Raw genomic sequence first — 22,951 nt, 5'->3', positions numbered from 1 at the left:
TTCAGTCGGCTTTGCTATAAAGACGAAAGCCCTCTTTTCCGCAAAGGCTGTGCTTGCCCAATCTTCGATGATGAGGGATGTACTTATCTTCGGACAACAAAAAGCCGCGATAAATCGCGGCTTTTTAAATTTGGAGCGGGAAACGAGACTCGAACTCGCGACCCCGACCTTGGCAAGGTCGTGCTCTACCAACTGAGCTATTCCCGCAAAATATCGTAATGGAGGCTGCGACCGGAATCGAACCGGTATATACGGCTTTGCAGGCCGCTGCATAACCATTTTGCTACGCAGCCTTTATAAGGACAATAAAAAAGCCGCGATTTGCCGCGGCTTTTCAAATTTGGAGCGGGAAACGAGACTCGAACTCGCGACCCCGACCTTGGCAAGGTCGTGCTCTACCAACTGAGCTATTCCCGCTTGGCTTACTATCCTGCGTATTATAAAAAGATATTTTTTTGTGTCAACAGTTATTGCAGGTTTATTGCCGAAGTCCAGGCTTTTCGGCCTTGGCATTCGCCGGATTCAGTGATCTCAACTTCCGCCCACAGAACATTTTTGTCGGTGGTGTCAGCTTGAGATTGAATCAGTTTTACAGGAGTGTTAAGCGGCATGTGTTTGCAAGCGCCGTCGCGGTCATTTTCTTCGGTATCATCGTAAGCGGCCATGGAGCCGGGAACGGAGACCAATCTTACAGTTGCATTTGGGTCATAGGTGTTGGGGCTTTTCAACACGTAGTTCTGACCGGGAACCATGGCTTTGGCTTGGTGAACAGGCAATTTGGCATCGGAGCCACCACCAAAAATCAAGGCGACCAAGACCAGCGCCGCAGCGCCCACGCCGCCAAAAAATACTTTAGGATTGGATTCTTTCAGTGCCAACAGGTTGGCGACAATATTGCCGGCCGCATCTTTTGCCGCTACGGCGGAATCAGCGGCTGAACTTGTTTCCGGTTGCTTAGGCTCTTCAGCTTGATTTTGGGCTTCAGTCTCGTTGTTGTTTTCGTCAAGGCTCATGCGATGTTTCCTCTTAAGCTAGTTATTATTATGGTTAAGTGGTTAAAGTTACCACGCCGTTCGAACATTTCAAGCATTCATTTTTTTAGTCATTTGGTCGTATCTTAAGGGGAACTGTAGCAAAAATGAACAGGCTGGGATAAAAAAGCTAATTGGATCGCTGGTTTGCTGTCTTTGCATGGGGTTAGTCGATGTGATTGTCCTGTTCGGAGTTGCCGGTTTATATCTGGATTCTTTGACAGTGCTTGTTGTGGTACTCGGGGCTGTGATGATAGGAGTCAGATCTTTTTTGGTCTGATCATGAATGCGATTTTTGCTTTGACTTGTTCTTTTTGGAGGCTATCTCTAGGGTGTGTTTTTGACTAATCGGGAGTTGGCTAAGGTTGTGGAGGCGGAAGATTACGATGGACTGGTTAATCCATCAATCTTGGAGGAAAACTGGCTTTCCTCCGAGCCAGTCTGCGGTCCTATTTCGATACCCAAGTTTCACCTTTTGCTTCTTCAATGTTTTTTCTAAAAAGGCTCAAAATATATTGTTTGTAAGTGTCATTTTTCCAATCCACATCCATCGTTGATACCGCGCTTATCCATACATCCTTATTTGGCCTGTTGTAAAACCAATGGAATTCATTATCAAAGATCATGTTTTGAATCTTCTTTGGATAGATTTTAATTCGCTGAAGAATTTTGGCATCCTGTTCCGGAGAGTTATAAAAATACAAGGATATAATGCCGCCATAGCAAGTAAAATTTGCCAGGTTTTCATCTTTGGAAAGACAGGCTTTTTCAATAATATTTAGTGTTGTTTCTAAGACATGAGAGGAGGAAATGGATTGGAGTGTTTTTTTTCCTTCCATAACCTCGTTATAAGCTTTCAAACATTGCGTGTCATTATATTGAATGCATCTATTTAAAATGTCTAATGTTTTAGGAAAGTCCAGGCCAAATTTGGCGAGATATATTTGCTCAAAGGATTTTGGTAAAAGAAGTTCAAGATTTTTTTGTTCGGTATTTACAGCATCGCAGCTGAAGCTAAGTATTAAAAGCAGCGCGAAAATGATGGTTTTCACAAGGACTGTTATATACATTATTTGTATTCCGTCCAGTCGGGATTACCGAGTGAAGTGGGTGTTTTTTCAATCCGTTCCATTATATTTGTTATGTTAGATGGAGTATCGACAACGCCAAAATCGATTTTATTTTTTGCCCCCGCGCTAGCTACGCCGAAAACTCCATTCCAGGTTTTTGCGAAGCCTTCGGTATAGCATCCATAAAATTTTGAAACCTGCTTGGGTTTTTTGATGAACTTCTTAACTAGGGCGCTATTTTTTAAAATATCTGCTTTATATATCATATCAGTAGCAAAGGCAGCCGCTTGACATGCCGAATTATGAGTAAGCGCTAGCATTAATCCATCCCCGCTAGCATGTCCGCTATACCAAACCCGGCTAATAGAGTTATCGCTCAGTGATAGCAGATAGCTCCAAAAGTCTTCTGGTTGATTAATTCCTTTGTATTGAATGCTGTAGGTTTTAGCAATAGTTTGAATTTTATTTATATAGCTGGTGCCGCCCGCTGCTATTAATTTATCTGTTGCCATTTTTCGGATACTGTGTAGGTTATATCCGTCATCTTCCTTTTCTTCGGCTTTGGTGATAACTGAGTCAGCATCCCATCTTTTTTTATAAGGCGGCTCGTATAATACCCAATGAATCAACTCCTTGGGTTGTTTATTGTATAAGTTCTTCATCGCAGCCAACTGCAATGGCACAATATAATTTGACCAACGCTGGTCATGAGCTTTATCACAACCCATAAATAAACCTGGGCCGCCAATCAATATAACAAAGTTTTCCATTTTAATTTTCCAATATTATTTGAGTGTTATTTTGTGAAGTGTATGTAGCAAGTAATGATGCGGTGTCTGTGCATCGCCCTAACCAGGGTGATATACAAGGCGGGTTCGAGTCGCCTGCTCAAATACGCTTTGTTATTGAAGCGCTTCCGGATGGAAGTAGAAATATTCAAAGCGGGGCGTTTTTTACCTTATTTAATTCGAATCTAAAAACCGGGTATTTCCCTTAAAGCCCCACAGAAACGCATTGAAAGTTTTTCTTGTCCTTGCTCTCGTCGCTTAGCAGTGCGATCTGGTTTTCATTATTCGGAAAAAAGAACGCGGCTTGGATATTCAGCTCCTCGAGATCGGCGGGATTTTGCGTCAGATGGTCGAGCACGCTTAGTTCGTTGTCTTCGTCGTCCGCAGTGATGGAGTAACGGTCATTTAGGGCTATTGCGCCGGATACATTCGATCAGCCCTGGTAGGTTTTTATATCCATATCAGAATCGCTGGCGAAATGTTGATTTCAAGATAGCTGGCCGGCTGGCGATGCCTGAATTAATCCGGCCCTAATATTGTCGCTGACGCGCAGCAGGTAGCCATGTTGCCAAAATGGATTCCCGCATTCGCGGGAATGACGAAGGCTTGCTGAACCGCGCTGAAGTAAGCTCGGGGGTTACTCGTCCGGGCTGCCGATAAAGCGATAAATCAATGCGCCCAAAACCGCGCCAATAATCGGCGCCAGCCAGAACAGCCAAAGTTGTGCCAAGGCCCAATCGCCGACATAAACCGCTACACCCAGGCTGCGAGCCGGATTTACCGAGGTGTTGGTGACCGGGATGCTGATCAAGTGAATCAAGGTTAATCCCAAGCCAATCGCGATAGGCGCCAGGCCGGCAGGGGCGCGGGCGTCGGTGGCGCCGAGGATGATCAGTAAAAACATCATGGTCATCACCACTTCTGTAACTAATGCGGACAATAGGGAGTAGCCGCCCGGCGAATGTTCTCCGTAACCGTTGGAGGCGAAGCCGGCGGCTACGTCGAATCCGGCTTTGCCGCTGGCGATCAGATACAACACGCCGCCGGCCGCAATCGCGCCGACCACTTGAGAGACGATGTAAGGCAACAATTGGTTGGCCGGAAAGCGGCCGCCCATCCACAAGCCAACCGATACAGCCGGATTGAGGTGGCAGCCGGAAATATGGCCGATGGCATAGGCCATGGTCAGTACTGTCAAACCGAACGCCAGCGAAACGCCGAGCAAGCCGATGCCCACATTCGGAAATGCGGCGGCTAATACCGCACTACCGCAGCCACCAAGAACCAACCAAAATGTCCCGAAGGACTCGGCTACATACTTTTTCATATGACTCTCCTGTGTGTTGTTATTGTTTTGCCTGTTATTGATCGCTTGTTTTTTGTTTAATAATCAATTGGCTAGCGCACTGTATTCTCTGTCTTTGTGTGATGTCAATCACAAAAAACGGCTAGGTTCTTGCTTGGTGCTTGCTATTTCCAGCTAGCTAGCCGGTTGCGCGGAATCGAGAGTGTTTTGTGGTACCGGGAATTCCGGAAGAATAGTTCGGGAAAGTTTATTTCGTATGGCTAATTTCCCTATTCGATGTGAGAATTAGGGCTAATCAGTGTCCGACATTCTTCTCAGTTAGCCCCCATGCCCGATATTTCCCAGCACGGCCACAGTACCAATTTGATCGGCATGGCGACGGCGTGTTTGGCCAGTCACCTATTTAACGAATACCCCAAGCCCTTGCATATCGCCGGAACCCGGGAGTCCGCGCCCGGACTGTTTGAGCAGTTGGCCGGACAAGCCTCGTTGGCGGATTGCGGGCGGATATTTCAAGACTACATGTGCGTGGTATTCGGCTTCGAAACCGAGCAGCGTTTACGCGACGATGCCGACGGCCGGCGGCGTTACCGCAACAGCTATCTGCGCCTGATTCAAGATTGGGGTCTGGATTCCAATAACGCTCAAGGTGCGGTACTGAAGGGTTGGGTGGAAAGCCGCTTTGGCCTGTTCCCCAATTACCATAAACAACAAATCAGCAGTTTCATGAGTAAGGACTGGGTAACTTACATCGAAGAAAAGATGAACAGCCGCTACCACAATAATTGCATCTACATGCAGTTGGATTTGTTATATGAGTTTTGCCAGTGGGTGATCGAGCGCTTTCAGGTGCCGGCTGCAACCCACAAAACCCTTTATCGAGGGGTCAATGCCTTGGGCGATTGGAGCCGCGAGCACAAGATTGTGCATTTCAACAGCATTGTGTCGTTTACCGACCGCTACAGTATCGCCAGCGAATTTGGCAGCTATGTTTTGGAGGTTGAGGTGCCGATGGTGAAGCTGGTGTTTTTTAACGATTTGTTGCCGCATCACGCCTTGCGCGGCGAGGCCGAATATTTGGTGATTGGCGGCGATTATCGAGTGAAGGTGTTGCGATGAATGAGCAATTAATGGATCGGGCCCTGGGTGCTTACCTGGGTTTTGCTTGTGGTGACGCGCTGGGGGCGACGGTGGAATTCATGTCGCCGAAGCAAATTCAGAGTCGTTACGGCGTGCATACCGAAATGATAGGCGGCGGCTGGCTGGGTTTGGAGCCGGGGCAGGTGACAGACGATACGCAAATGTCGCAGGCCTTGGGGCGAGCCATCATTGAGCATCAAGGTTGGAATTTGAAGTCTGTGGCCGACAATTTTCTCGCCTGGTTGGAAAGCGATCCGCCGGATGTGGGCAATACGTGCCGACGCGGCCTCGTGCGGTATCGTGATGAAGGTGTATTGATGGGGTTGCCGCGTGAAGATGACGCCGGTAACGGCGCCTGTATGCGTAATTTGCCGGTGGTGTTGGCGACGCTAAATCGGCCGGATGATTTCGAATTATGGAGTCTGGAGCAGAGCCACATCACCCACCATAATCCATTCTCCGACGCTGCTACGCTGGCATTGGGTCGAATGACTAACCGGTTGATTCATGGACAACCTGTTGAAGCCTGTTTACTGGAGGCCAAACGCTTGATCAACCAATACAGCGAATTTGCCTACCACCCTTATCCGAGTAAAGCCTCGGCCTACATCGTCGATACCACACAGACGGTGCTGCATTATTTCTTCGATACCGATAATTTCGAATCCTGCCTGATTGCTACCGTGAATCAGGGCGGCGATGCGGATACGACGGGGGCCTTGGCCGGGATGTTGGCAGGGGCCAAATATGGATTGGCGCAGATTCCGGGACGGTGGTTGGGTCAATTGGATAGTCGGGTGGGTGCAGAAATACGCGGGCAGGTAGCGGCACTTATCAATATGAATAACTGATAAGCACACCGGCGGTTTTTGTGTCATTAAATATGCAGATGGCTTGTCGTTAATCAAGTTAGTAAGGCTATGTCGATAGTAAGCTGATTTCCGGTCCAGGCCGGGGATTGTTGTCGGCTCAGAACAAGCTGGTTGGGTGCGTTATTTCCTGATTTACCGCAATCAGCCTAGAATAGCCGGCTCATATCTACTGTCATTGGTCATCGATGAAAGATAAATCGTTTACTTTCGAACAAATTCATATCGAAGTCGCCCGCAACGCATCTGACGATTTCAACTTGTTTCACGACAAGCATAAATGGCTGCAGGTCACGCACAACCCGTTTAAAGGCCCGATCGTGTTGGGCTTTCAGTTAAATACTTTGATCGAATATCAGATGCGCTTATACCGGGAGGCGCATCACGAAGACCAGATTATCGCCGACAATCAGCTGCGTTTTAGTAATTATCAGATCATCTTTGTTAATGCCTTGCGGCCGCGGCAAGAGATGACGCTGGATATTAAAAAGACCTTGATTGCGACAATACCCGAGCTGACTTTGACCAATCGCATCGCGATCAAGTCGCAAGGCAAAACCATTTTGCTGGGGTATAAAAAAGAAACCAAACAGCCTTTGTTTTTAGCGGATACTGATTTAAGCGGCCTGCCGGATTTGAATGCGTTACCCGATAAAACTGTGGTGCCCGGCACCGAGTTTTTTTTAAAGCGCAAGTGGATGAATAACGGCAACGTCAAGAACTTTCTGTCGGGTTCGTTTGCGGAACAGTCGGATTATTTCGACGAGTTGTTGCAGGTGGCGCAGTATCCGGAAGTGTTTCCCTGCAGTTTGACGTCCGGCGCGTTGTTGGAGAAGGCGCAGTTGGAAAACCACGACTTCAAACGCAATCCGATGGTATACACCTCGCACGACATTTCAGTGGATCGCGTACATCTGGCGACGTTGAAAAACAACGATAAGTTGCATATTCTGGTCAAACAACTGCCGGAGTCCCCGGATAAAACCCTGAATCACACCAGTATCATGCTGCGTACCTACGAATGTTTTGGCGTGTTGGAGAACCAGGCGGTTTTGTTCCGGATCAAACTGAATTTGGTGCCGTTGGAAGAAATTATTAAAAATTTGAGCGGGAAAACATAGCCTCAGGCCGCGAATCGCCTAGTCGCGGGCGAATGTTGTGAATTTTTTGGAACATAAAGTATAATCCGCGCTGTCGTTAGGCAAGGCCAGTGACGAGATTGCAAATTCAATTAATACAACACTAAAGATAAGGTAAGTGCTCGCAGTCAGGCATTTGCATTGTTCGAGGAAAAAAATATGAGTAATATCGAAGAACGAGTAAAAAAGATTGTCGCAGAACAATTAGGCGTAAAAGAAGAAATCGCGAACGATGCGTCTTTTGTTGACGATCTTGGTGCTGATTCTTTAGACACAGTTGAACTCGTCATGGCTCTGGAAGAAGAATTCGAATGCGAAATTCCAGACGAAGAAGCTGAAAAAATCACCACAGTCCAATTGGCTATCGATTACATCAACGCCAATCTGCAGTAAGTTGTTTCCAAAAGTTAGTGGGTGCTTGCCATCCACTAGCCGGTTTATCTCCCTTCTCTGGTTGTCTTCTTTTTTTACCGGTAGTTTACTGTGAGCACACGTCGAGTTGTTATAACGGGCTTAGGCGCCATTACGCCGTTAGCCAATAATGTTGCCGATACCTGGGATGGCATTGTCAACGGGAAGAGCGGCATTAGTCCGATCGATTCATTTGACATATCCCCTTTTGCAACGACGTTCGGCGGTGTCATCAGAAATTTCAATATCGGCGACTATATTGCCGAGAAGGATGCCAAACGCATGGACGGTTTCGTGCATTACGGCATTGCAGCGGGTTGCCAGGCGATTGAGGATTCCGGTTTTGAAGTCACCGAAGAAAATGCCGAGCGGATCGGTGTGGCTATCGGCGCCGGCATCGGCGGCATTACCGGTATTGAAGAATGCTATGCCACCTACGTGGCCGGCGGACCAAGACGGATTTCGCCTTTCTTTGTGCCGGGCAACATCATTAATATGATTTCCGGTAATCTGTCGATCAAATATGGTTTGAAAGGCCCCAACTTTGCCATCGTCACCGCCTGTTCGACGGGTACGCATAATATTGGCGACGCTGCGCGACTGATCAAATACGGCGATGCCGATGTGATGGTGGCCGGTGGTGCAGAGCGCTGCACGACTTCGCCGACCGCGATGGGTGGATTTGCTTCGGCAAAAGCCTTGTCGCGCCGTAATGACAGCCCTACCACCGCTAGCCGCCCCTGGGACCGCGACCGCGACGGTTTCGTACTCAGCGACGGCGCCGGCGTAGTAGTCCTGGAAGAACTGGAACATGCCAAGGCGCGCGGGGCGAAAATCTACGCGGAACTGGTCGGTTACGGCATGAGCGGCGATGCTTATCACATCACCTCGCCATCCGAGGGAGGCGAAGGCGCGGCACGCTGCATGCGTAATGCGATGCGTGACGCTAAAGTTAATCCGCAAGACGTGCAATATATCAACGCCCACGGTACTTCAACACCGGCCGGCGATATTGGCGAAACGCATGCGATGAAATTGGCGCTGGGCGATCACGCTTATAAATTGGCCGTTAGTTCCACCAAGTCGATGATCGGTCATTTGTTGGGTGCTGCCGGGGGTATCGAAGCAGTATTGACGGCCCTGGCTATTCAGCATCAAATCGCGCCACCCACCATCAATTTGGAAAATCCGGATCCCGAGTGCGATCTGGATTACGTCCCGAATATCGCCAGAAACATGCACATCGACGTCGCTATTTCCAACTCGTTTGGCTTTGGCGGTACCAATGGCTCTCTGGTTTTCAAACGTTACCAATAAGCGCTTCCGCTTCCGCAGTGTCTGGCTATGTTTTTATTAAACGGCGAGCACAGACACTGTGTCGATGTTTCTGACCGAGGTTTTCAATACGGCGACGGTCTGTTTGAGACCATCGAAGTCTTGCAGGGCAAGCCGCTGTTTTTTGACCGGCACCTAAAACGCTTGGCCGAAGGTTGTCGGCGATTGCTGATCCCGATGCCGGATAGCGCCTTGCTCGATGCTGAAGCCCGACAATTGAGCAAATCCAGCGAGCGGGCCGTGCTGAAGTTGATAGTGACGCGCGGCAGCGGTGGCCGAGGTTACCGGCAGCCAGAGCAAGTTATCCCTACCAGGCTGTTCAGCCTGCATCCTTACCCCGATTATCCCCTGCAACTTCAAACAGACGGCATCGCCGCGCGTTTTTGCGAACAGCGTTTGTCTTTGAATCCGAGCTTGGCCGGTATCAAACACATGAATCGACTCGAGCAGATTTTAGCCAGAGCGGAATGGCAAGATGATTCGATTCAAGAGGGTTTGATGTTGGATACTCAAGACCAGGTCGTGGAAGGCACGATGAGTAATCTATTCATCGTCAAGTCAGGCAGTTTATACACGCCGCCGCTAGGGCAATGTGGCGTTGCGGGTATTGTGCGGCAGTTGATTACGGAGTTCGCGCAGCACAGCAAGCTACCGTTATTTGAGCAAGCAATCGATCAAACTGCCGTTTTGCGCGCTGACGAGCTATTTGTCAGCAACTCGGTAATCGGTATCTGGCCGATTAAACGGCTGGAAGCGCAGGTTTTTAATGTCGGTGCCATCACTCGGCGTTTGCAAGACCTGCTCAACACAGCCCGCATGGCAGAGGTATAGCAGTGTTTAGAAGCATCATCGCATTTACATTACTGATGGTATTGGGCTTGGTGTCGATTTGGGCCGGCATGCACTATCAACTGATTCTCAAGAAGCCGGTCGTCATGACCGAGACCGTGATTGAAATTAAAAAAGGCGATACGCTGGAATCGGTGGTGAAAAATCTGCGTGCCCAGCAGGTGACGGTGAATCGCTTGTGGTTTCGGTTGTTTGCCTATCGGAAAAATCTCGATCATTTGTTGAAGGTGGGCGAGTATGTGTTGGCTAAAGGTTCTACCGCCGCCGACATTCTGCAACAATTGACCGATGGTAAAACCCGCAAGTATTCGATTACGTTTCCGGAGGGTTGGTCCTTCAAGCAAATGTTCAATACCATCAAAAACAACCCCAACCTGCAACACACGCTGACCGATAATCAATTGGAAGATCTGATGGCGCAAATCGGCTCGGATAAGAATCATCCGGAGGGCTTGTTTTTTCCCGATACCTATTTCTTTGAAAAAAACACCTCGGATGTCGATTTGCTCAAGCGCGCGCATGATCGCATGCAGGCGGTGTTGAACGAAGAATGGCAAAAACGCGACGACGGTGTGCCCTTGGAAAACCCTTACGAGGCGCTGATTTTGGCGTCTATCGTCGAAAAAGAGACCGGCGCCGGCGAAGAGCGCAGAAAGATCGCCGGGGTATTTGCGCGGCGTTTAAAGAAAGGCATGTTGTTGCAAACCGATCCTACCGTCATTTATGGCATGGGCGACGATTACCATGGCGATATCCGGCATAAAGATTTGCGCGAACCCACACCCTACAACACCTATATCATCGAAGGCCTGCCGCCCACACCGATTGCAATGCCGGGCAAGCAGGCGATTGTAGCCGCTTTGCATCCGGATAATAGTGATGCCTTGTTTTTTGTCGCCCGCGGCAATGGCCGCCATGCGTTTTCTTCGACCTTGGCGGAACACGAAAAATACGTCGATCAATATCAACGATGACACACGGACGATTTATTACGCTGGAAGGTGGTGAAGGCGTTGGCAAGTCCACCAATCTGCAATTTATCAAACAGCTGCTGGAAGAACGAGGCATCCCGTTGGTACTGACCCGCGAGCCGGGTGGTACCGGCATTGCCGAAAAGATTCGCGGGATTTTGTTGGAACGGCAAGCGGAAAGTTTGACCGAGCAAGCCGAGTTGTTGTTGGTGTTTGCCGCTCGCGCTCAACATGTTCAACAAGTGATCTTGCCGGCGTTGCAGCAAGGCCAGTGGGTGGTGTGCGACCGTTTCACTGACGCTACTTATGCGTACCAGGGCGGTGGCCGCAATATGGATTTACAGACCATAGCCTGGCTGGAAAACACGGTGCAGGGCACGCTTCGGCCGGATTTGACCTTTGTCTTCGATGCGCCGATAGAAATCGGCATGCAGCGCGCCAAGCATCGGGGTGAACTGGACCGCTTTGAAACCGAACAGTTGGCGTTTTTCGACCGAGTCCGGCAAGCATATTTGCAACGTGCCGCGACGGATATGCGCCGCTACAAGATTATTGATGCCAGCTTGCCTTTAAACGAGGTGCAACAACAGTTGCGCTTTGAGTTGGCCGGCTTGTGGGCGGACTGATGCCTACCCAAATGCAGGTTTATCCTTGGCAACAGGATAATTGGCGGCAGTTGCGCGGTTATATCGAGCAGCAGCGCATCCCGCAAGCCTTGCTGTTTTCCGGGGCCGCCGGTCAAGGCAAGCGGCATTTGGCCGGATACTACGCTCGAACCCTGTTGTGCCATACACCGCGAACCGATGCGAGTGCATGTGGTCATTGCGTGGCTTGTAAATTATTCGATGCGCAAACCCATCCCGATTTTCTGACGATAGAACCCGACGAACCGGGCAAGGCCATTGGTATTGACAAAATCAGACAGTTAATCGTCAAGCTGGCTTTGAAGCCGCAGTACGACCATGCCTACCGCGTGGTGATTATTCAGCCGGCAGACGCCTTGAACACGGCTTCGGCGAATGCGTTTTTGAAATGTCTGGAAGAGCCGACCGAACGCACGTGCTTATTGTTGATCAGCGAGCAACCGAGCCGTTTGCCGGCGACGATTCGCAGTCGTTGTCAGAAAATCGATTGCGTAACCCCCGCTCACGAACTGGCAATGACTTGGTTGCGGCAGCAGCGCAGTGTCGGAGAGCAGGCCGATCTGCTCTTAACGCTGGCCCAAGGCTCGCCGCTATTGGCCCAGCAATACGCCGAGCTTAATATGATTCAGCTCCGGCAGCAGTATTTCGACGCCTGGTTGCAAGTGGCACAAGGCAAAGAGAATCTGTTAACCGTCGCCGAACTCTGGCAAAAGCAGGAAAAGATTGATTTGGCCGTGGTGTTACGCTGGATGGCAAGCTGGATTGCTGACATTGTTAAATGTGCTTACCGGGCGGAATCGCCGGCGCTTAGCAATCCGGATCTGAAAAATGCCTTGCAAGCCCTCGCCGAGCGGCTAGAATTGAAAAGCCTCTATCGGTTTTACGATAATGTGCTTACCACCAAGTCGCAATTGAACACGCAACTTAATAAACAATTGATGGTCGAGCAGCTATTGATTAGCTGGTCGCAACTGAACAGACACTGAGCGTATGGCAGAATCAGCAGCACCCAGACAAGGTATCCTGTCCTTATCGATCAAGGATAAAAACGCGCTGTATGCGGCGTACATGCCCTTCGTGAAAAATGGCGGCTTGTTCATCCCGACCAAACGCGAATACGAGATGGGTGAGGAAGTGTTCATGTTGCTGAATTTAATGGACGAAACTGAACGCTTGCCGATTGCCGGTAAAATTATCTGGAAAACGCCGTCCGGCGCGGAAGGCTACCGCGCCGCAGGTATTGGCGTGCAATTCAGTGATCAGGATGGTGGTGCGGCGCGCAATAAAATCGAAACCTATCTGGCCGGCGCATTAGAATCTGATCGCTCCACGCACACCATGTAAACACTTTTGCGGGCGGACTTTGCCGCTTGTCTTTACTTTTCTAAACTCATGTTTATCGACTCACACTGCCATCTTGATCGTATCGACTTGGCGCCTTACGCTAATGATTTCAATACCTTTGTGCAAGCGGCACGCGCGGCCCAGATCAGGCATATGCTGTGTATTGCTATCGATATGGAAGCCTATCCGGCTATGCTGGAGCAAGTCATGCCGTATTCGGACATCTCCTTGTCGGTGGGCGTGCATCCCAATGTTAACGACGGACGCGAGCCCACGCTGGATGACTTGCTGCAGTTGGCCGATAACGAAAAAGTGATCGCCATTGGTGAGACGGGCTTAGACTATTTTCGTAGCGAGGGCGATTTGGAATGGCAGTTTCAACGGTTTCGCACCCATATCGCCGCCGCCAAGACACTCAACAAGCCTTTAATTATCCATACTCGCGAGGCTGGGCAGGATTCCTTGGATGTGTTGCGGCAAGAAGGCGCGGACCAAGTGGGCGGGATTATCCACTGTTTTACCGAGGATTGGGCTTATGCGGAAAAGGCGTTGGATTTGAATTTCTATATCTCTTTTTCCGGCATCGTGACCTTCAAAAACGCGGAAGCCATCAAGGATGTGGCGCGTAAAATACCAGCCGACCGTTTTCTGATTGAAACCGACTCACCGTATCTGGCGCCGGTTCCGTATCGCGGTAAACCGAATTATCCGACCTATGTCCGCTATGTTGCGGAACATATTGCGGATTTGCGCGGGACCTCTGTCGAAGCCATTGCCGAGCAATCGACCGAGAACTTTTATCGCCTGTTTTCCGGCTCTTCGGCCGATAAGCTACGCCGGGCCAGCTAAAAAAAACGACCGGGTCCATGTTGCGATGGACCGGCCGTTCGGAGAGGTGGGGTATAACTCTCATTCCCCATAGGGGCGCATACAAGAGTTGCTTGCAGTTTACTGAAGCGGCACTGTCCTGAAAATGTGGCATTTTGCCGCGTGGCAAATTGTCGCTGCCCTGGTGGTTAACCTAATTCCTTGAAATGCCGTCATGACATCAATCTACCTTTTATGCCCTGGGGTATAGCAACTTTATTTTTCTCGGAATATGGATCTGGAATTAGCTAGTCCGCTAGGAGTTTTTCAACTCCAGCGCTTACCCTTTCGCAAAAATGAACTGCTACGGGCTTGGGATGCTGCTGACGAATATCTGTTAAATCACCTGGCTGCCGCAGGCATTGCCGAGCATGGCAGTATCGTTATCCTCAATGACAGCTTCGGTGCGTTGGCAGTTTCGCTCAGCGCTTACCGGCCAACCGCTATGTCCGATTCCTGGCTTTCGCAGCAGGCGACACGTATTAATCTGGCATTGAATCGCATAGACCACGAGCGAGTGCGCTTGTTGGATAGCTTGTCGCTACCGGAAGCGGACATTGATTACCTACTGATTAAAATCCCCAAGACCATGGCTTTGCTGGAATATCAATTGCATAGGCTTAAACCGTTGTTGAAGGCTGATTGTCGGGTAATCGCTGCCGGTATGGTAAAGACCTTGCCGCCAAACGCCTGGAAATTGCTGGAGCGCTTGGTCGGGCCCACGCAGCCTTCCTTGGCGGTAAAAAAAGCCCGGCTGATTTTTGCCCAGGTGGACCCAAATCTGCAACTGCCGGAAAACCCTTATCCCACGCGCTATCAGTTGGAGAATAGCGATCTTTCGGTCTGCAATCACGCCAACGTATTTTCTCGCGATAGCCTAGACATAGGCACTCGTTTTTTATTGGAGCATCTGCCGCAAAATCCCGAATATTATGATTTTATCGATTTGGGTTGTGGTAACGGCATCGTCGGCGTGATGTTGGCAAAACAAAACCCAAATGCGCGAATAGGGTTTATCGACGAATCGTTTATGGCTATCGCCTCGGCCAAAGAAAATTTTGCGGCGGCTTTTGCCGATAGTCGGCAGGCCAATTTTTTAGTTGCCGACTGTTTGAGCGATTACCCGGAGAACAGTGCAGACTGCATAGTCTGTAACCCGCCGTTCCATCAACAGCACACCATAGGCGATCATATTGCCTGGCAGATGTTCCGGCAGTCACATAAGGTCTTGCGTAAGGGCGGTGAGTTACGGGTAATCGGTAATCGCCATTTGAACTATCATCTGGCGCTGAAGAAATTATTCGGCAATTGCCGACAAGTGGCGGCTAATGCCAAGTTCGTGATTTTCAGCAGCGAGAAGGTTTGAGCTATTCGATATTTTTATAATGTAAGGATGAAATCTGTTCGGAAACGATGCCGATCAGAAAGATAAACAAGGACGACAAAAACAGTACCGCGCTCATATTGGTAAATCGGTTTTCGGTAAAATAAGTGTAGCCGTAATAGCCGGCGCCCAAGCTAAATACTATGCTGCTGATGGGTAAAAACAGCCGCATGGGTGAGAACAGCACCCCAATCCGTAAGATAATAATAAAAAATCGAAAACCGTCATGCATCAGCCGGATATGGCTTTTGCCGCTGCGTTTGCCGGCGTGGATAGGAATGTAGGCTACCGGGAAGCCGGAACGAAAAAACGCCATTGTGCTGGTGGTCGGATAAGAAAAACCGTTGGGTAAGAGGTAAAGAAATTTGCGGAATTTGTTGGCTCGGGCCGCACGAAATCCGGACGTAAGATCTTCTATTTTGTGCCCAGTCATCACTGATGCCAGCTTATTGTAGAACTTATTCGCCAGACGTCGGAATAATGAGGCATGGCTACCGGCGTTTCGGGCACCGACCACCATATCGTAGCCGTCGTTCAGTTTGTTAAGCAACGCCGGAATGTCGCCGGGGTCGTGTTGGCCGTCGGCATCCATAAACACCAAAATATCGTTTTTTGCATGTCTGGCGCCGGTCTTGATAGCCGCACCGTTGCCCATGCTGTAAGGATGATCAATCACCGTGACGCCGGCCGCGCGAGCGATGGCGGCAGTATCGTCCGTCGAGCCATCGTTTATCAGCAGAATCTCCGCATCAGGGTACAGCAGATGTAACATCGGTAAAAAGGACGGCAGATTTCTAGACTCGTTTTTCGCGGGGATGACGATGCTGATCGAGGGGATGTTATTCATGAAAATCCAAAGGTTGGCAAGGAAACATGCCGAAATGTGAACAACAGTCTAGCAGAATTAAAGGGTATCGACAGCTGGGGTCGATTTATCGAAACTGGTCTTTCAATAGGCGTAATTGCCTGAAAACCGCCAAGTCGGATTGGTCTGTCATGCCGATAGTGCTGCGAATACCGAGGTCGTGCGCCCTAAAAAAGGGGTTGGTTGCCAGTTCCAGGCCGATAGTCGAGGGAAGGGTGGGGCGGTTTTGTTGGCGAAGTTCGGCGACTTGATCGATCCGCTGCAGCAGCTGCGGATTGTCCGGATCAACCGACAACGCAAAGCGGCCATTCGCGGCGGTATATTCGTGGGCGCAGTAGATGCGGGTTTCGGCCGGCAAGGCTTTCAGTTTTCCCAACGAATGCCACATCTGTTCGGCGCTGCCTTCGAACAACCGACCGCAGCCTAGCGAAAACAAAGTGTCGCCGCAAAACAAAGCCTGGCTATCGGCGCTGTAATAAACGATATGCCCTACGGTATGGCCGGGTGTGTCGATGACCTGAAAGCACTGATTGCCGAGTTTAACTACATCCCCGTCGCCGAGCAGTATGTCAATGCCGGGGATACGCGCCTGGTCGGCTGCCGAGCCAACGATCTTGCAGCCGGTTTGCTGCTTGAGTTGTAAATTGGCGCCTATATGGTCGCTGTGATGATGGGTATTAAAAATGTAATCAAGTTGCCAGGATTTTTCGACTAAAACATCGATAACCGGATCGGCAACGGCGGGGTCAATCACGGCGGTCAATCCGGAATACGTGTCTTGTAATAGATAAATGTAATTGTCTTGTAGAACCGGTATTTGCAGGATTTCTAACATTTATCTATGTGCAATAGTTAATCAATACTTATTTTCTGGCAATGAAGACCATTTGGTGACAATGGTAAGGATCGATTTTTTCAAAAACAGGCTGAATGAAGTTTGGCAGCGGATATAAGCCAAAGCCATACCCCGTGACTTGTGAGAAACCAATAGTGTTTAGATATTTTTTCAGCGTCAAGTAACTGAATACCACTAAATGGCGGTGAACAGGTGTATCGGACTCGGTATCCCAGTGAAGTTCATCTGTGCTGACCTTAAAAACTTCCTCTGATTTCATCAAGATATCCGAGTCGGGGTGAGGGCCGCTAGAGGGCATTTTTCCGGCAAGAATCAGTGCGGCGGTGAAATAAGTGCTGATGTTTGGGGTTAAAAGCACCAGTTTGCCCCCAGGCTTTAATGTTCTGTGCGTCTCCTTCAGAAAATGACAGCCATTTAGTAAATGTTCCAAAACAGACAGCGCAAACACACAACTGAACTGATCGTTTTCAAAAGGCAGCTTTTTATTCAAATCGCCCTGCTGAACATTAAGCTGCTTTAACCGGGCCGCATTGACGCTGTCACTATCCCACTCGATGCCGTGATATTGAGCGTGGGTTAAACCTATTTCGGTAGCAAGGCGATCAAACCAATAGCCGCTGTTGGCACCACAGTCAAGACATGCTCCGCCATTCTCTTTTAGTGCCGATACTATTTCCCTGGCCGCCAACGCATACGCTTCCGACATCGTGCGTTGGTACAAGGACTTGAAATAGCTCTGTAACATCGGGCTGTTTACGCACAAACCGCCTGAATCTTAGCCAAGATACCCTTAGTATCCAGGCCGCATAATGCCAGCAACTCCTCGCGACTACCTTGCTCGACGAAGCGATCCGGCAGGCCGATGTTCAACACCGGCATCAGAATGTTTTGCGCCTGCAAGAACTCGTTCACCGCACTGCCGGCACCGCCGGCAATCACGTTCTCTTCAACCGTGACGATCACATCGTGACTTTTCGCCAACTCCAAAATCAAGGCTTCATCCAGCGGTTTCACAAAGCGCATATTCGCCACCGTGGCGCCCAGTTGTTTGCCGGCTTCCACCGACGGTGTCACCATACTGCCCCAGGCCAGAATCGCAATCCGGCTGCCTTGATGGCGGATTTCGCCCTTGCCGATGGGGAGTTCGGTCAAGGCCTTATCGACCGTGGCCCCCGGCCCCTTGCCGCGCGGATAGCGCACCGAGGCCGGGCCATGGTGTTTGAAACCGGTGGTCAGCATCTGCCGGCACTCGTTCTCGTCGGCGGGAGCCATCACCAGCATATTCGGAATACAGCGCATATAACTGTAATCAAACGCACCGGCATGGGTGGGACCGTCCGGCCCCACGAGACCCGCTCGATCCAGGGCAAACAACACATCCAGATTCTGCAAAGCGACATCGTGGATTAACTGATCGTAAGCGCGTTGCAAGAAGGTCGAATAAATCGCCACCACCGGCTTGGCCCCCTGACAAGCTTGACCAGCCGCCAAGGTCACCGCGTGCTGCTCGGCAATCGCTACATCGAAATAGCGTTTCGGAAACTGCTGGGAAAACGCCACCAAGCCCGACCCTTCGCGCATCGCCGGGGTAATCCCCAGCAGCCGCTCATCCTGTTTGGCCATATCGCACAGCCAAGTCCCGAATACTTCTGTATAGGTCGGATGCGGCGACGGTGCGGCTTTGGGTAAATAATCCTTGCTCGGATCGAAAGCCGGCACCCCGTGATAGGCCAAGGGATCTTTCTCCGCCGGTGCATAGCCTTTGCCTTTCTTGGTGACCACATGCAAAAACACCGGCCCGGATAAATCCTTCAACTTTTCTAAAGTCGAAACCAGCATCGCCACATCGTGGCCGTCGATCGGCCCGAAATAATTAAAGCCCAACTCCTCGAACAGCGTGCCCGGCACAATCATGCCCTTCACATGCTCTTCCGTCTTCCGGGCCAGTTCCCACACCGACGGCATACTGGCTAAAGCCTTCTTACTTTCTTCCCGTACCGACGAATAAAACTTGCTCGACAACACCTTGGTCAGATAATTATTCATCGCCCCGACCGGCGGCGAAATCGACATATCGTTATCGTTCAAAATCACCAACAGATTCGCGTTCACATCGCCGGCATGATTCATCGCCTCATAAGCCATGCCGCCGGTAATCGAACCGTCACCGATGATCGCCACCATCTTCTTATCTTCCCCGCGCAACTGCGAAGCAATCGCCATGCCCAGGGCCGCGCTGATCGACGTCGACGAATGACCGACCCCAAAGGCATCGTACTCGCTCTCCGTCCGGCACGGAAACGCCGACACCCCGCCCAAGGTGCGAATCGTCGGCATCCTATCTTTCCGCCCCGTCAAAATCTTATGCGGATAAGCCTGATGGCCCACATCCCACACCAACTGATCCGAAGGCGTATCGAACACATAATGCAGCGCCACCGTCAGTTCCACCGTGCCCAGGCCAGCCGAGAAATGGCCGCCGGAGATACTGACGGTATGGGTCAGATAGCGACGCAACTCATCGGCCAGCGGTTCGAGTTGTTCAGGCTTCAGGGCCCGAACGTCGGCGGGGGTCTGGATGGTGTCTAGTAACGGAAATTCGTTAGTCTGTTTCATGATCAGTACAGGGGTTCACGATAGAACATCAGGATGACGCCTATCTGGAATAAAGCGAACACTGAAATAAATCCGGCTACGTTTTTACCGGGCGAATCTAGTTTGAGTTCCAGCCAGCGGCCGCAAGCCAGGATCAGCGAGAATACGCCCATCATGGTATGACCGACCTGAATCAGGAAGGCAGTTTTTGCCTCGAAACCGACATGCGAATGCGCCAACAGCATCATGCCGCCAAATGCCGCCAGCAACGGAAACATGTAGGGCATAAAGCCACTGTTGTTGTTCAGCCGTGCTCGCACTTCGATCAAACCCAGTACAAACACCAATAGCGTGGCGATCCGATGTTGCAGAATTTCGCCATTGTTAAAGGTACTTTCCCAGAAACCGATAGGACCCAGCGGCCAGCTTTCGGCGTCGCTACGGAAAAACAGGAACACGCCCAATGCCATGAAACCAACCGGCCAGAAGCGCGCCCAACGATGGAAGCGGTTGGAGAACGACAACATCGCGAAGAAGCTCATGGTCGCCAGGAAGATGCCGGAAATGTTGTGGTTGTAATCGGACCAGGCAGTAGCAGCTTCCGACGGAATCTGACCGACGATGGCTACCCGTCCGGCTTCGCCGGCGATCAAGGCTTCGTGAGTCGGCGATTCCCAGCGCGGTACGCGCGGATGGAACATGTTCAAGACTTCTTCGAAACTCGCAGTCAAATGCGGAATGTCGACAGCTGGCGGTTGCGAGGCCAAACTGGCGGCAGTGAACAGGATAGTCAGCAGTATCAGGGTTTCCGCTTCGATATAGTAGGGCACGCGCGCGGTCAGGGCATACAGGCTGCGGCTGGTGAAATAGGCATTCACGGCTTGCCTATTCAACCAGGCAAAGCCTAATGCCAGACCCAGCATGATAATTTTTACCAACAACAGATTGCCGTAACCGGCGCCGATGAAGCCTTGGAAAGTGCGGATGTAATACCAGGCTAGCGGCGTGCCGGTGACCAGCAATATGACGACTGAGCCGATGCCCACTGCCGAGAAGCGTTTTAATAACAAAGGCCAAACTTCAACGGCTATGGCATTACGTTTTTTCAAGCCCCATAACGTCAGAATTTGAAATATGCCGCCCACCCAAGTGGCCGCAGCGATCTGATGCGTGACAGTTAACGTCATTAACAGGCCGCGATCCTCCAAACGACTCGCGCCGTGTACCAGCCAAGCTGCGGAAATGACCAGCGGCACAATAATCGCCGTGGACAGCACCCAGAATTGTTTGGAGCGTGGATTGCTTTTTAACGCTTGCCGGATGAACACCGCCAAAATAAAAGCGCAGGTAGCGCGCGCTAAACCGGCCTGGAATTGCACGGTTTGGAAAAACGCCGGGAACGGCGATTTGCCTAAGGTCACGGCCATCAGCCATATTTTCAGGCCAATTTTCGACAATTGGGTGATGACCAGGGCTTTGCTGCCGAAATGAATCAGGTTGACGGTTTTGCTCAGTAAGGCCGAGTTATACAGCGCTTCTTCATGCCAGGGGCGCAGGACTAACAGGCCCCACAGTAAGCCACCGATGGTGATTGAATAAAACGTGAGATCGACGCCGCCTATCAATGAGTCTAAATAATTTGCAATGCCTTCCATGCGGATCACTTAGCCTGTTTGACAAAAAAACGCAGCAGGTCTTCGCTGAGATGACCGTCGGCGGCGAATATTTTTAATTTGATGGCATATTCGCCGGGTTCCAAAGCTGGTAGATGCAGCAAGACTTGGCCGGGTTTTTCGCCCGGCGTGGCCGTAATGGTTTGCATTTTATCCCCGGCACTGACCAGGAATACTTCCGATAAATCCAATTCCACTTTGGAATTGAACGATAGCTCCACGTCACTGGCCAAATTGACCGGTACCGGTTTGAGTTTTAAAGAATTATGCGTGACAACGGCGTGGCCGAAAGCGCTGTTACTGGCGACCAGTGCCAAGGCTAACAAAGCAGGTTTGAAAAAATTCATGTAGGGCACCTTATTTTTTGTTTTTCAGAGCATGGCCGGCCAGGTTTTTACCCAGCGTCCAGATCGAACCGGTGACGTTGTGCGTATCGGCAATGGTTTTTTCCACGGAATTGACAATCCAATCGCGGTCTTTTTGAGTCAGCGTTAGCGGCGGTAAAAATTTCACCACGTTCATGCCGTGGCCGGCCACCTGCGCTAGTACCCGATGTTCCTTGAACAGCGGGATCAGGATCATCTGGCAGAACAGGCCTTTGTTGGCTGCTTCCAGCATGGCCCAAGCGGCTTTCAATCCCAAGCTTTTCGGGGCATGGAATTCGATGGCAATCATTGAACCTTTGCCGCGCGCTTCTTTCAGGAATTCGTATTTCGGCGCCATCGCATTGATAGTGGCGATGATGTCTTCACCGACTTTAGCGCTGTTTTCAACCAGTTTTTCTTCGTGGACGACATGCAATGCGGACAGACCGGCGGCCATGGCCATATTGTTTTTCGAGAAGGTTGAACCATGCACGACGGCTCGGTCCATGCGGTTGAACACGGTGTCCATGATGTGAGTGGTCATTGCGACGCCGCCGACGGGTATGAAGCCGCCGGACAAGGCTTTTGCCATCAAAATCATGTCCGGTTTAACACCCCAGTGCTCGATAGCCCAGAACTTGCCGGTACGGCCTATGCCGGTCTGAATTTCGTCGGCAACGAACAGGGTGCCGTATTTTTTGCACAAGCGTTCCACTTCCGGCAGGTAGTTATCGTCCGGAATGTTGACGCCTTTGCCTTGGATGGGCTCGACGATGAAGGCCGCCACATCTTTGCTGCTCAAGGCTTGTTCCAGTGCGGCCAAGTCATTGAACGGCACCGAAGTGCATTCCGGTAACAGCGGGCCGAAGCCCTCGCGGAAGATGTGTTCGCCGGTCAGTGACAATGAGCCCATCGTCAGGCCGTGATAGCCGTGGTCGCAATGGACGATGCGCGAACGCTTGGTGGTGTAGCGGGCGAATTTGATCGCCGCTTCGACGGCTTCGGTGCCGGAATTGCAGAAAAACATTTTTTCCAGATTGTCCGGGCAGGTCGCCAGAATTTCCTTCGCCAACAGACCGCTGAGCAAGGACACATCCATCTGTACCAGGCTGGGTAATTCCAGCGTTAGGGTTTCTTGTAGGGCTTTGATGATGGTCGGATGGTTGCGTCCCATCGCAAACACGCCGAAACCACTTAGCAAGTCCAGGTATTCGTTACCGTCTTCGTCGTAAAGATATTGGCCGATCGCTTTTTTATAGTTTCTGTCGTAACCAATGGTACGTAAGACGCGCACCATCTGGTTGTTAAGATAATGCTCATGCAGGTCGAATTTCTCGTCGAAATGCTGAGTAAAAAGATCGGCAATGCTAAAAGACATGTAATACCTCGTAAGTGCTTGGTTTATTTCCGGATTACGCTATGTTCCCGCTGCTTAACCCTTCAATAATT

Annotated in this window: 24 protein-coding genes and 3 tRNA genes; 12 read left to right on the top strand and 15 right to left on the bottom strand. The window is 50.5% G+C overall.

What is annotated here, in order from left to right:
- Window positions 1–131: 131 nt before the first annotated feature.
- From DDY07_RS14870 to aqpZ, 8 genes are all read right to left on the bottom strand, one after another.
- Window positions 132–207 (bottom strand) — tRNA-Gly (locus DDY07_RS14870).
- Window positions 208–219: 12 nt separating this feature from the next.
- Window positions 220–293 (bottom strand) — tRNA-Cys (locus DDY07_RS14865).
- 48 nt (window positions 294–341) lie between these two features.
- Window positions 342–417, bottom strand: a tRNA-Gly gene (locus DDY07_RS14860).
- Window positions 418–467: 50 nt separating this feature from the next.
- Complete coding sequence (locus DDY07_RS14855; protein WP_033157127.1) at window positions 468–1,013, bottom strand: hypothetical protein; 546 nt, start codon at window positions 1,011–1,013, stop codon at window positions 468–470.
- Between the two features lie 467 nt (window positions 1,014–1,480).
- Window positions 1,481–2,083: a hypothetical protein gene (locus DDY07_RS14850; protein ID WP_171696434.1), complete on the bottom strand. Its 603-nt coding sequence runs from the start codon at window positions 2,081–2,083 to the stop codon at window positions 1,481–1,483.
- 17 nt (window positions 2,084–2,100) lie between these two features.
- Window positions 2,101–2,871: a hypothetical protein gene (locus DDY07_RS14845; RefSeq protein ID WP_171696433.1), complete on the bottom strand. Its 771-nt coding sequence runs from the start codon at window positions 2,869–2,871 to the stop codon at window positions 2,101–2,103.
- Window positions 2,872–3,094: 223 nt separating this feature from the next.
- On the bottom strand, window positions 3,095–3,247 hold the full coding sequence (locus DDY07_RS14840; RefSeq protein WP_171696432.1) for a hypothetical protein: 153 nt from the start codon (window positions 3,245–3,247) through the stop codon (window positions 3,095–3,097).
- A 279-nt stretch (window positions 3,248–3,526) separates the two neighbouring features.
- Window positions 3,527–4,216 (bottom strand): aquaporin Z, encoded by a 690-nt coding sequence (aqpZ, locus tag DDY07_RS14835; protein ID WP_171696431.1) that lies wholly within the window; start codon window positions 4,214–4,216, stop codon window positions 3,527–3,529.
- A 306-nt stretch (window positions 4,217–4,522) separates the two neighbouring features.
- Between aqpZ and DDY07_RS14830 the strand changes: the two genes are divergently transcribed.
- The 12 genes from DDY07_RS14830 to DDY07_RS14775 all read left to right on the top strand — a co-directional run bounded on the left by DDY07_RS14830 (window position 4,523) and on the right by DDY07_RS14775 (window position 15,130).
- Entirely contained in the window at window positions 4,523–5,314 is a 792-nt protein-coding gene (locus DDY07_RS14830; protein WP_171696430.1) for an NAD(+)--dinitrogen-reductase ADP-D-ribosyltransferase, read from the top strand.
- The gene (gene draG, locus DDY07_RS14825) at window positions 5,311–6,186 is read left to right on the top strand and encodes an ADP-ribosyl-[dinitrogen reductase] hydrolase (protein WP_171696429.1); all 876 of its coding nucleotides are present in this window, start codon (window positions 5,311–5,313) and stop codon (window positions 6,184–6,186) included. The genes DDY07_RS14830 and draG overlap by 4 nt, the downstream gene beginning before the upstream one ends.
- A gap of 206 nt (window positions 6,187–6,392) precedes the next feature.
- Window positions 6,393–7,325: a hypothetical protein gene (locus DDY07_RS14820; protein WP_171696428.1), complete on the top strand. Its 933-nt coding sequence runs from the start codon at window positions 6,393–6,395 to the stop codon at window positions 7,323–7,325.
- Window positions 7,326–7,502: 177 nt separating this feature from the next.
- Window positions 7,503–7,736 (top strand): acyl carrier protein, encoded by a 234-nt coding sequence (gene acpP / locus DDY07_RS14815; protein WP_013820083.1) that lies wholly within the window; start codon window positions 7,503–7,505, stop codon window positions 7,734–7,736.
- 90 nt (window positions 7,737–7,826) lie between these two features.
- Window positions 7,827–9,071: a beta-ketoacyl-ACP synthase II gene (gene fabF / locus DDY07_RS14810; RefSeq protein ID WP_171696427.1), complete on the top strand. Its 1,245-nt coding sequence runs from the start codon at window positions 7,827–7,829 to the stop codon at window positions 9,069–9,071.
- 27 nt (window positions 9,072–9,098) lie between these two features.
- Entirely contained in the window at window positions 9,099–9,920 is an 822-nt protein-coding gene (pabC, locus tag DDY07_RS14805) for an aminodeoxychorismate lyase (RefSeq protein WP_171696426.1), read from the top strand.
- A 2-nt stretch (window positions 9,921–9,922) separates the two neighbouring features.
- Window positions 9,923–10,912: an endolytic transglycosylase MltG gene (gene mltG / locus DDY07_RS14800; protein ID WP_308441626.1), complete on the top strand. Its 990-nt coding sequence runs from the start codon at window positions 9,923–9,925 to the stop codon at window positions 10,910–10,912.
- Complete coding sequence (gene tmk, locus DDY07_RS14795) at window positions 10,909–11,535, top strand: dTMP kinase (RefSeq protein WP_171696425.1); 627 nt, start codon at window positions 10,909–10,911, stop codon at window positions 11,533–11,535. Before mltG ends, tmk begins: the two co-directional genes overlap by 4 nt.
- Window positions 11,535–12,539 carry a DNA polymerase III subunit delta' gene (locus DDY07_RS14790; protein WP_253734496.1) on the top strand — a complete coding sequence of 335 codons (1,005 nt, stop codon included), beginning with the start codon at window positions 11,535–11,537 and terminating at the stop codon, window positions 12,537–12,539. Before tmk ends, DDY07_RS14790 begins: the two co-directional genes overlap by 1 nt.
- 4 nt (window positions 12,540–12,543) lie before the next feature.
- A complete protein-coding gene (locus DDY07_RS14785) occupies window positions 12,544–12,897 on the top strand; it encodes a PilZ domain-containing protein (RefSeq protein WP_033157114.1) in 354 nt (117 codons plus the stop codon).
- A gap of 48 nt (window positions 12,898–12,945) precedes the next feature.
- A complete protein-coding gene (locus DDY07_RS14780) occupies window positions 12,946–13,746 on the top strand; it encodes a TatD family hydrolase (protein ID WP_171696424.1) in 801 nt (266 codons plus the stop codon).
- Between the two features lie 250 nt (window positions 13,747–13,996).
- A complete protein-coding gene (locus DDY07_RS14775; RefSeq protein WP_171696423.1) occupies window positions 13,997–15,130 on the top strand; it encodes a methyltransferase in 1,134 nt (377 codons plus the stop codon).
- A 1-nt stretch (window position 15,131) separates the two neighbouring features.
- Here DDY07_RS14775 and DDY07_RS14770 read toward each other — a convergent pair whose 3' ends face one another.
- The 7 genes from DDY07_RS14770 to DDY07_RS14740 form a co-directional block, all read right to left on the bottom strand.
- Entirely contained in the window at window positions 15,132–15,995 is an 864-nt protein-coding gene (locus DDY07_RS14770; protein ID WP_171696422.1) for a glycosyltransferase family 2 protein, read from the bottom strand.
- Between the two features lie 85 nt (window positions 15,996–16,080).
- Window positions 16,081–16,848, bottom strand: coding sequence for a hydroxyacylglutathione hydrolase (gloB, locus tag DDY07_RS14765; protein WP_171696421.1), 768 nt, complete (start codon window positions 16,846–16,848; stop codon window positions 16,081–16,083).
- 28 nt (window positions 16,849–16,876) lie between these two features.
- Window positions 16,877–17,575: a bifunctional 2-polyprenyl-6-hydroxyphenol methylase/3-demethylubiquinol 3-O-methyltransferase UbiG gene (locus DDY07_RS14760; protein ID WP_171696420.1), complete on the bottom strand. Its 699-nt coding sequence runs from the start codon at window positions 17,573–17,575 to the stop codon at window positions 16,877–16,879.
- 47 nt (window positions 17,576–17,622) lie between these two features.
- Window positions 17,623–19,485 carry a 1-deoxy-D-xylulose-5-phosphate synthase gene (gene dxs, locus DDY07_RS14755; protein WP_171696419.1) on the bottom strand — a complete coding sequence of 621 codons (1,863 nt, stop codon included), beginning with the start codon at window positions 19,483–19,485 and terminating at the stop codon, window positions 17,623–17,625.
- A 2-nt stretch (window positions 19,486–19,487) separates the two neighbouring features.
- Window positions 19,488–21,119: a copper resistance D family protein gene (locus DDY07_RS14750; RefSeq protein WP_171696418.1), complete on the bottom strand. Its 1,632-nt coding sequence runs from the start codon at window positions 21,117–21,119 to the stop codon at window positions 19,488–19,490.
- A gap of 5 nt (window positions 21,120–21,124) precedes the next feature.
- On the bottom strand, window positions 21,125–21,484 hold the full coding sequence (locus tag DDY07_RS14745; RefSeq protein WP_171696417.1) for a copper resistance protein CopC: 360 nt from the start codon (window positions 21,482–21,484) through the stop codon (window positions 21,125–21,127).
- Between the two features lie 10 nt (window positions 21,485–21,494).
- The gene (locus DDY07_RS14740; protein ID WP_064036956.1) at window positions 21,495–22,880 is read right to left on the bottom strand and encodes an aspartate aminotransferase family protein; all 1,386 of its coding nucleotides are present in this window, start codon (window positions 22,878–22,880) and stop codon (window positions 21,495–21,497) included.
- Between the last annotated feature and the right edge of the window lie 71 nt (window positions 22,881–22,951).

This window comes from Methylomonas sp. ZR1 (assembly GCF_013141865.1).
Lineage (GTDB): Bacteria > Pseudomonadota > Gammaproteobacteria > Methylococcales > Methylomonadaceae > Methylomonas.
Note: the sequence above shows the minus strand (reverse complement) of the source record. Positions and strands in the feature narration are given on the sequence as shown.

Coding starts and splice junctions, on each gene's coding strand:
- DDY07_RS14855 (WP_033157127.1), bottom strand. CDS start 1,013: ATGAGCCTTGACGAAAACAACAACGAGACTGAAGCCCAAAATCAAGCT.
- DDY07_RS14845 (WP_171696433.1), bottom strand. CDS start 2,871: ATGGAAAACTTTGTTATATTGATTGGCGGCCCAGGTTTATTTATGGGT.
- aqpZ (WP_171696431.1), bottom strand. CDS start 4,216: ATGAAAAAGTATGTAGCCGAGTCCTTCGGGACATTTTGGTTGGTTCTT.
- DDY07_RS14830 (WP_171696430.1), top strand. CDS start 4,523: ATGCCCGATATTTCCCAGCACGGCCACAGTACCAATTTGATCGGCATG.
- draG (WP_171696429.1), top strand. CDS start 5,311: ATGAATGAGCAATTAATGGATCGGGCCCTGGGTGCTTACCTGGGTTTT.
- DDY07_RS14820 (WP_171696428.1), top strand. CDS start 6,393: ATGAAAGATAAATCGTTTACTTTCGAACAAATTCATATCGAAGTCGCC.
- acpP (WP_013820083.1), top strand. CDS start 7,503: ATGAGTAATATCGAAGAACGAGTAAAAAAGATTGTCGCAGAACAATTA.
- pabC (WP_171696426.1), top strand. CDS start 9,099: ATGTTTTTATTAAACGGCGAGCACAGACACTGTGTCGATGTTTCTGAC.
- tmk (WP_171696425.1), top strand. CDS start 10,909: ATGACACACGGACGATTTATTACGCTGGAAGGTGGTGAAGGCGTTGGC.
- DDY07_RS14790 (WP_253734496.1), top strand. CDS start 11,535: ATGCCTACCCAAATGCAGGTTTATCCTTGGCAACAGGATAATTGGCGG.
- DDY07_RS14785 (WP_033157114.1), top strand. CDS start 12,544: ATGGCAGAATCAGCAGCACCCAGACAAGGTATCCTGTCCTTATCGATC.
- DDY07_RS14780 (WP_171696424.1), top strand. CDS start 12,946: ATGTTTATCGACTCACACTGCCATCTTGATCGTATCGACTTGGCGCCT.
- DDY07_RS14775 (WP_171696423.1), top strand. CDS start 13,997: ATGGATCTGGAATTAGCTAGTCCGCTAGGAGTTTTTCAACTCCAGCGC.
- DDY07_RS14770 (WP_171696422.1), bottom strand. CDS start 15,995: ATGAATAACATCCCCTCGATCAGCATCGTCATCCCCGCGAAAAACGAG.
- gloB (WP_171696421.1), bottom strand. CDS start 16,848: ATGTTAGAAATCCTGCAAATACCGGTTCTACAAGACAATTACATTTAT.
- DDY07_RS14760 (WP_171696420.1), bottom strand. CDS start 17,575: ATGTCGGAAGCGTATGCGTTGGCGGCCAGGGAAATAGTATCGGCACTA.
- dxs (WP_171696419.1), bottom strand. CDS start 19,485: ATGAAACAGACTAACGAATTTCCGTTACTAGACACCATCCAGACCCCC.
- DDY07_RS14750 (WP_171696418.1), bottom strand. CDS start 21,119: ATGGAAGGCATTGCAAATTATTTAGACTCATTGATAGGCGGCGTCGAT.
- DDY07_RS14745 (WP_171696417.1), bottom strand. CDS start 21,484: ATGAATTTTTTCAAACCTGCTTTGTTAGCCTTGGCACTGGTCGCCAGT.
- DDY07_RS14740 (WP_064036956.1), bottom strand. CDS start 22,880: ATGTCTTTTAGCATTGCCGATCTTTTTACTCAGCATTTCGACGAGAAA.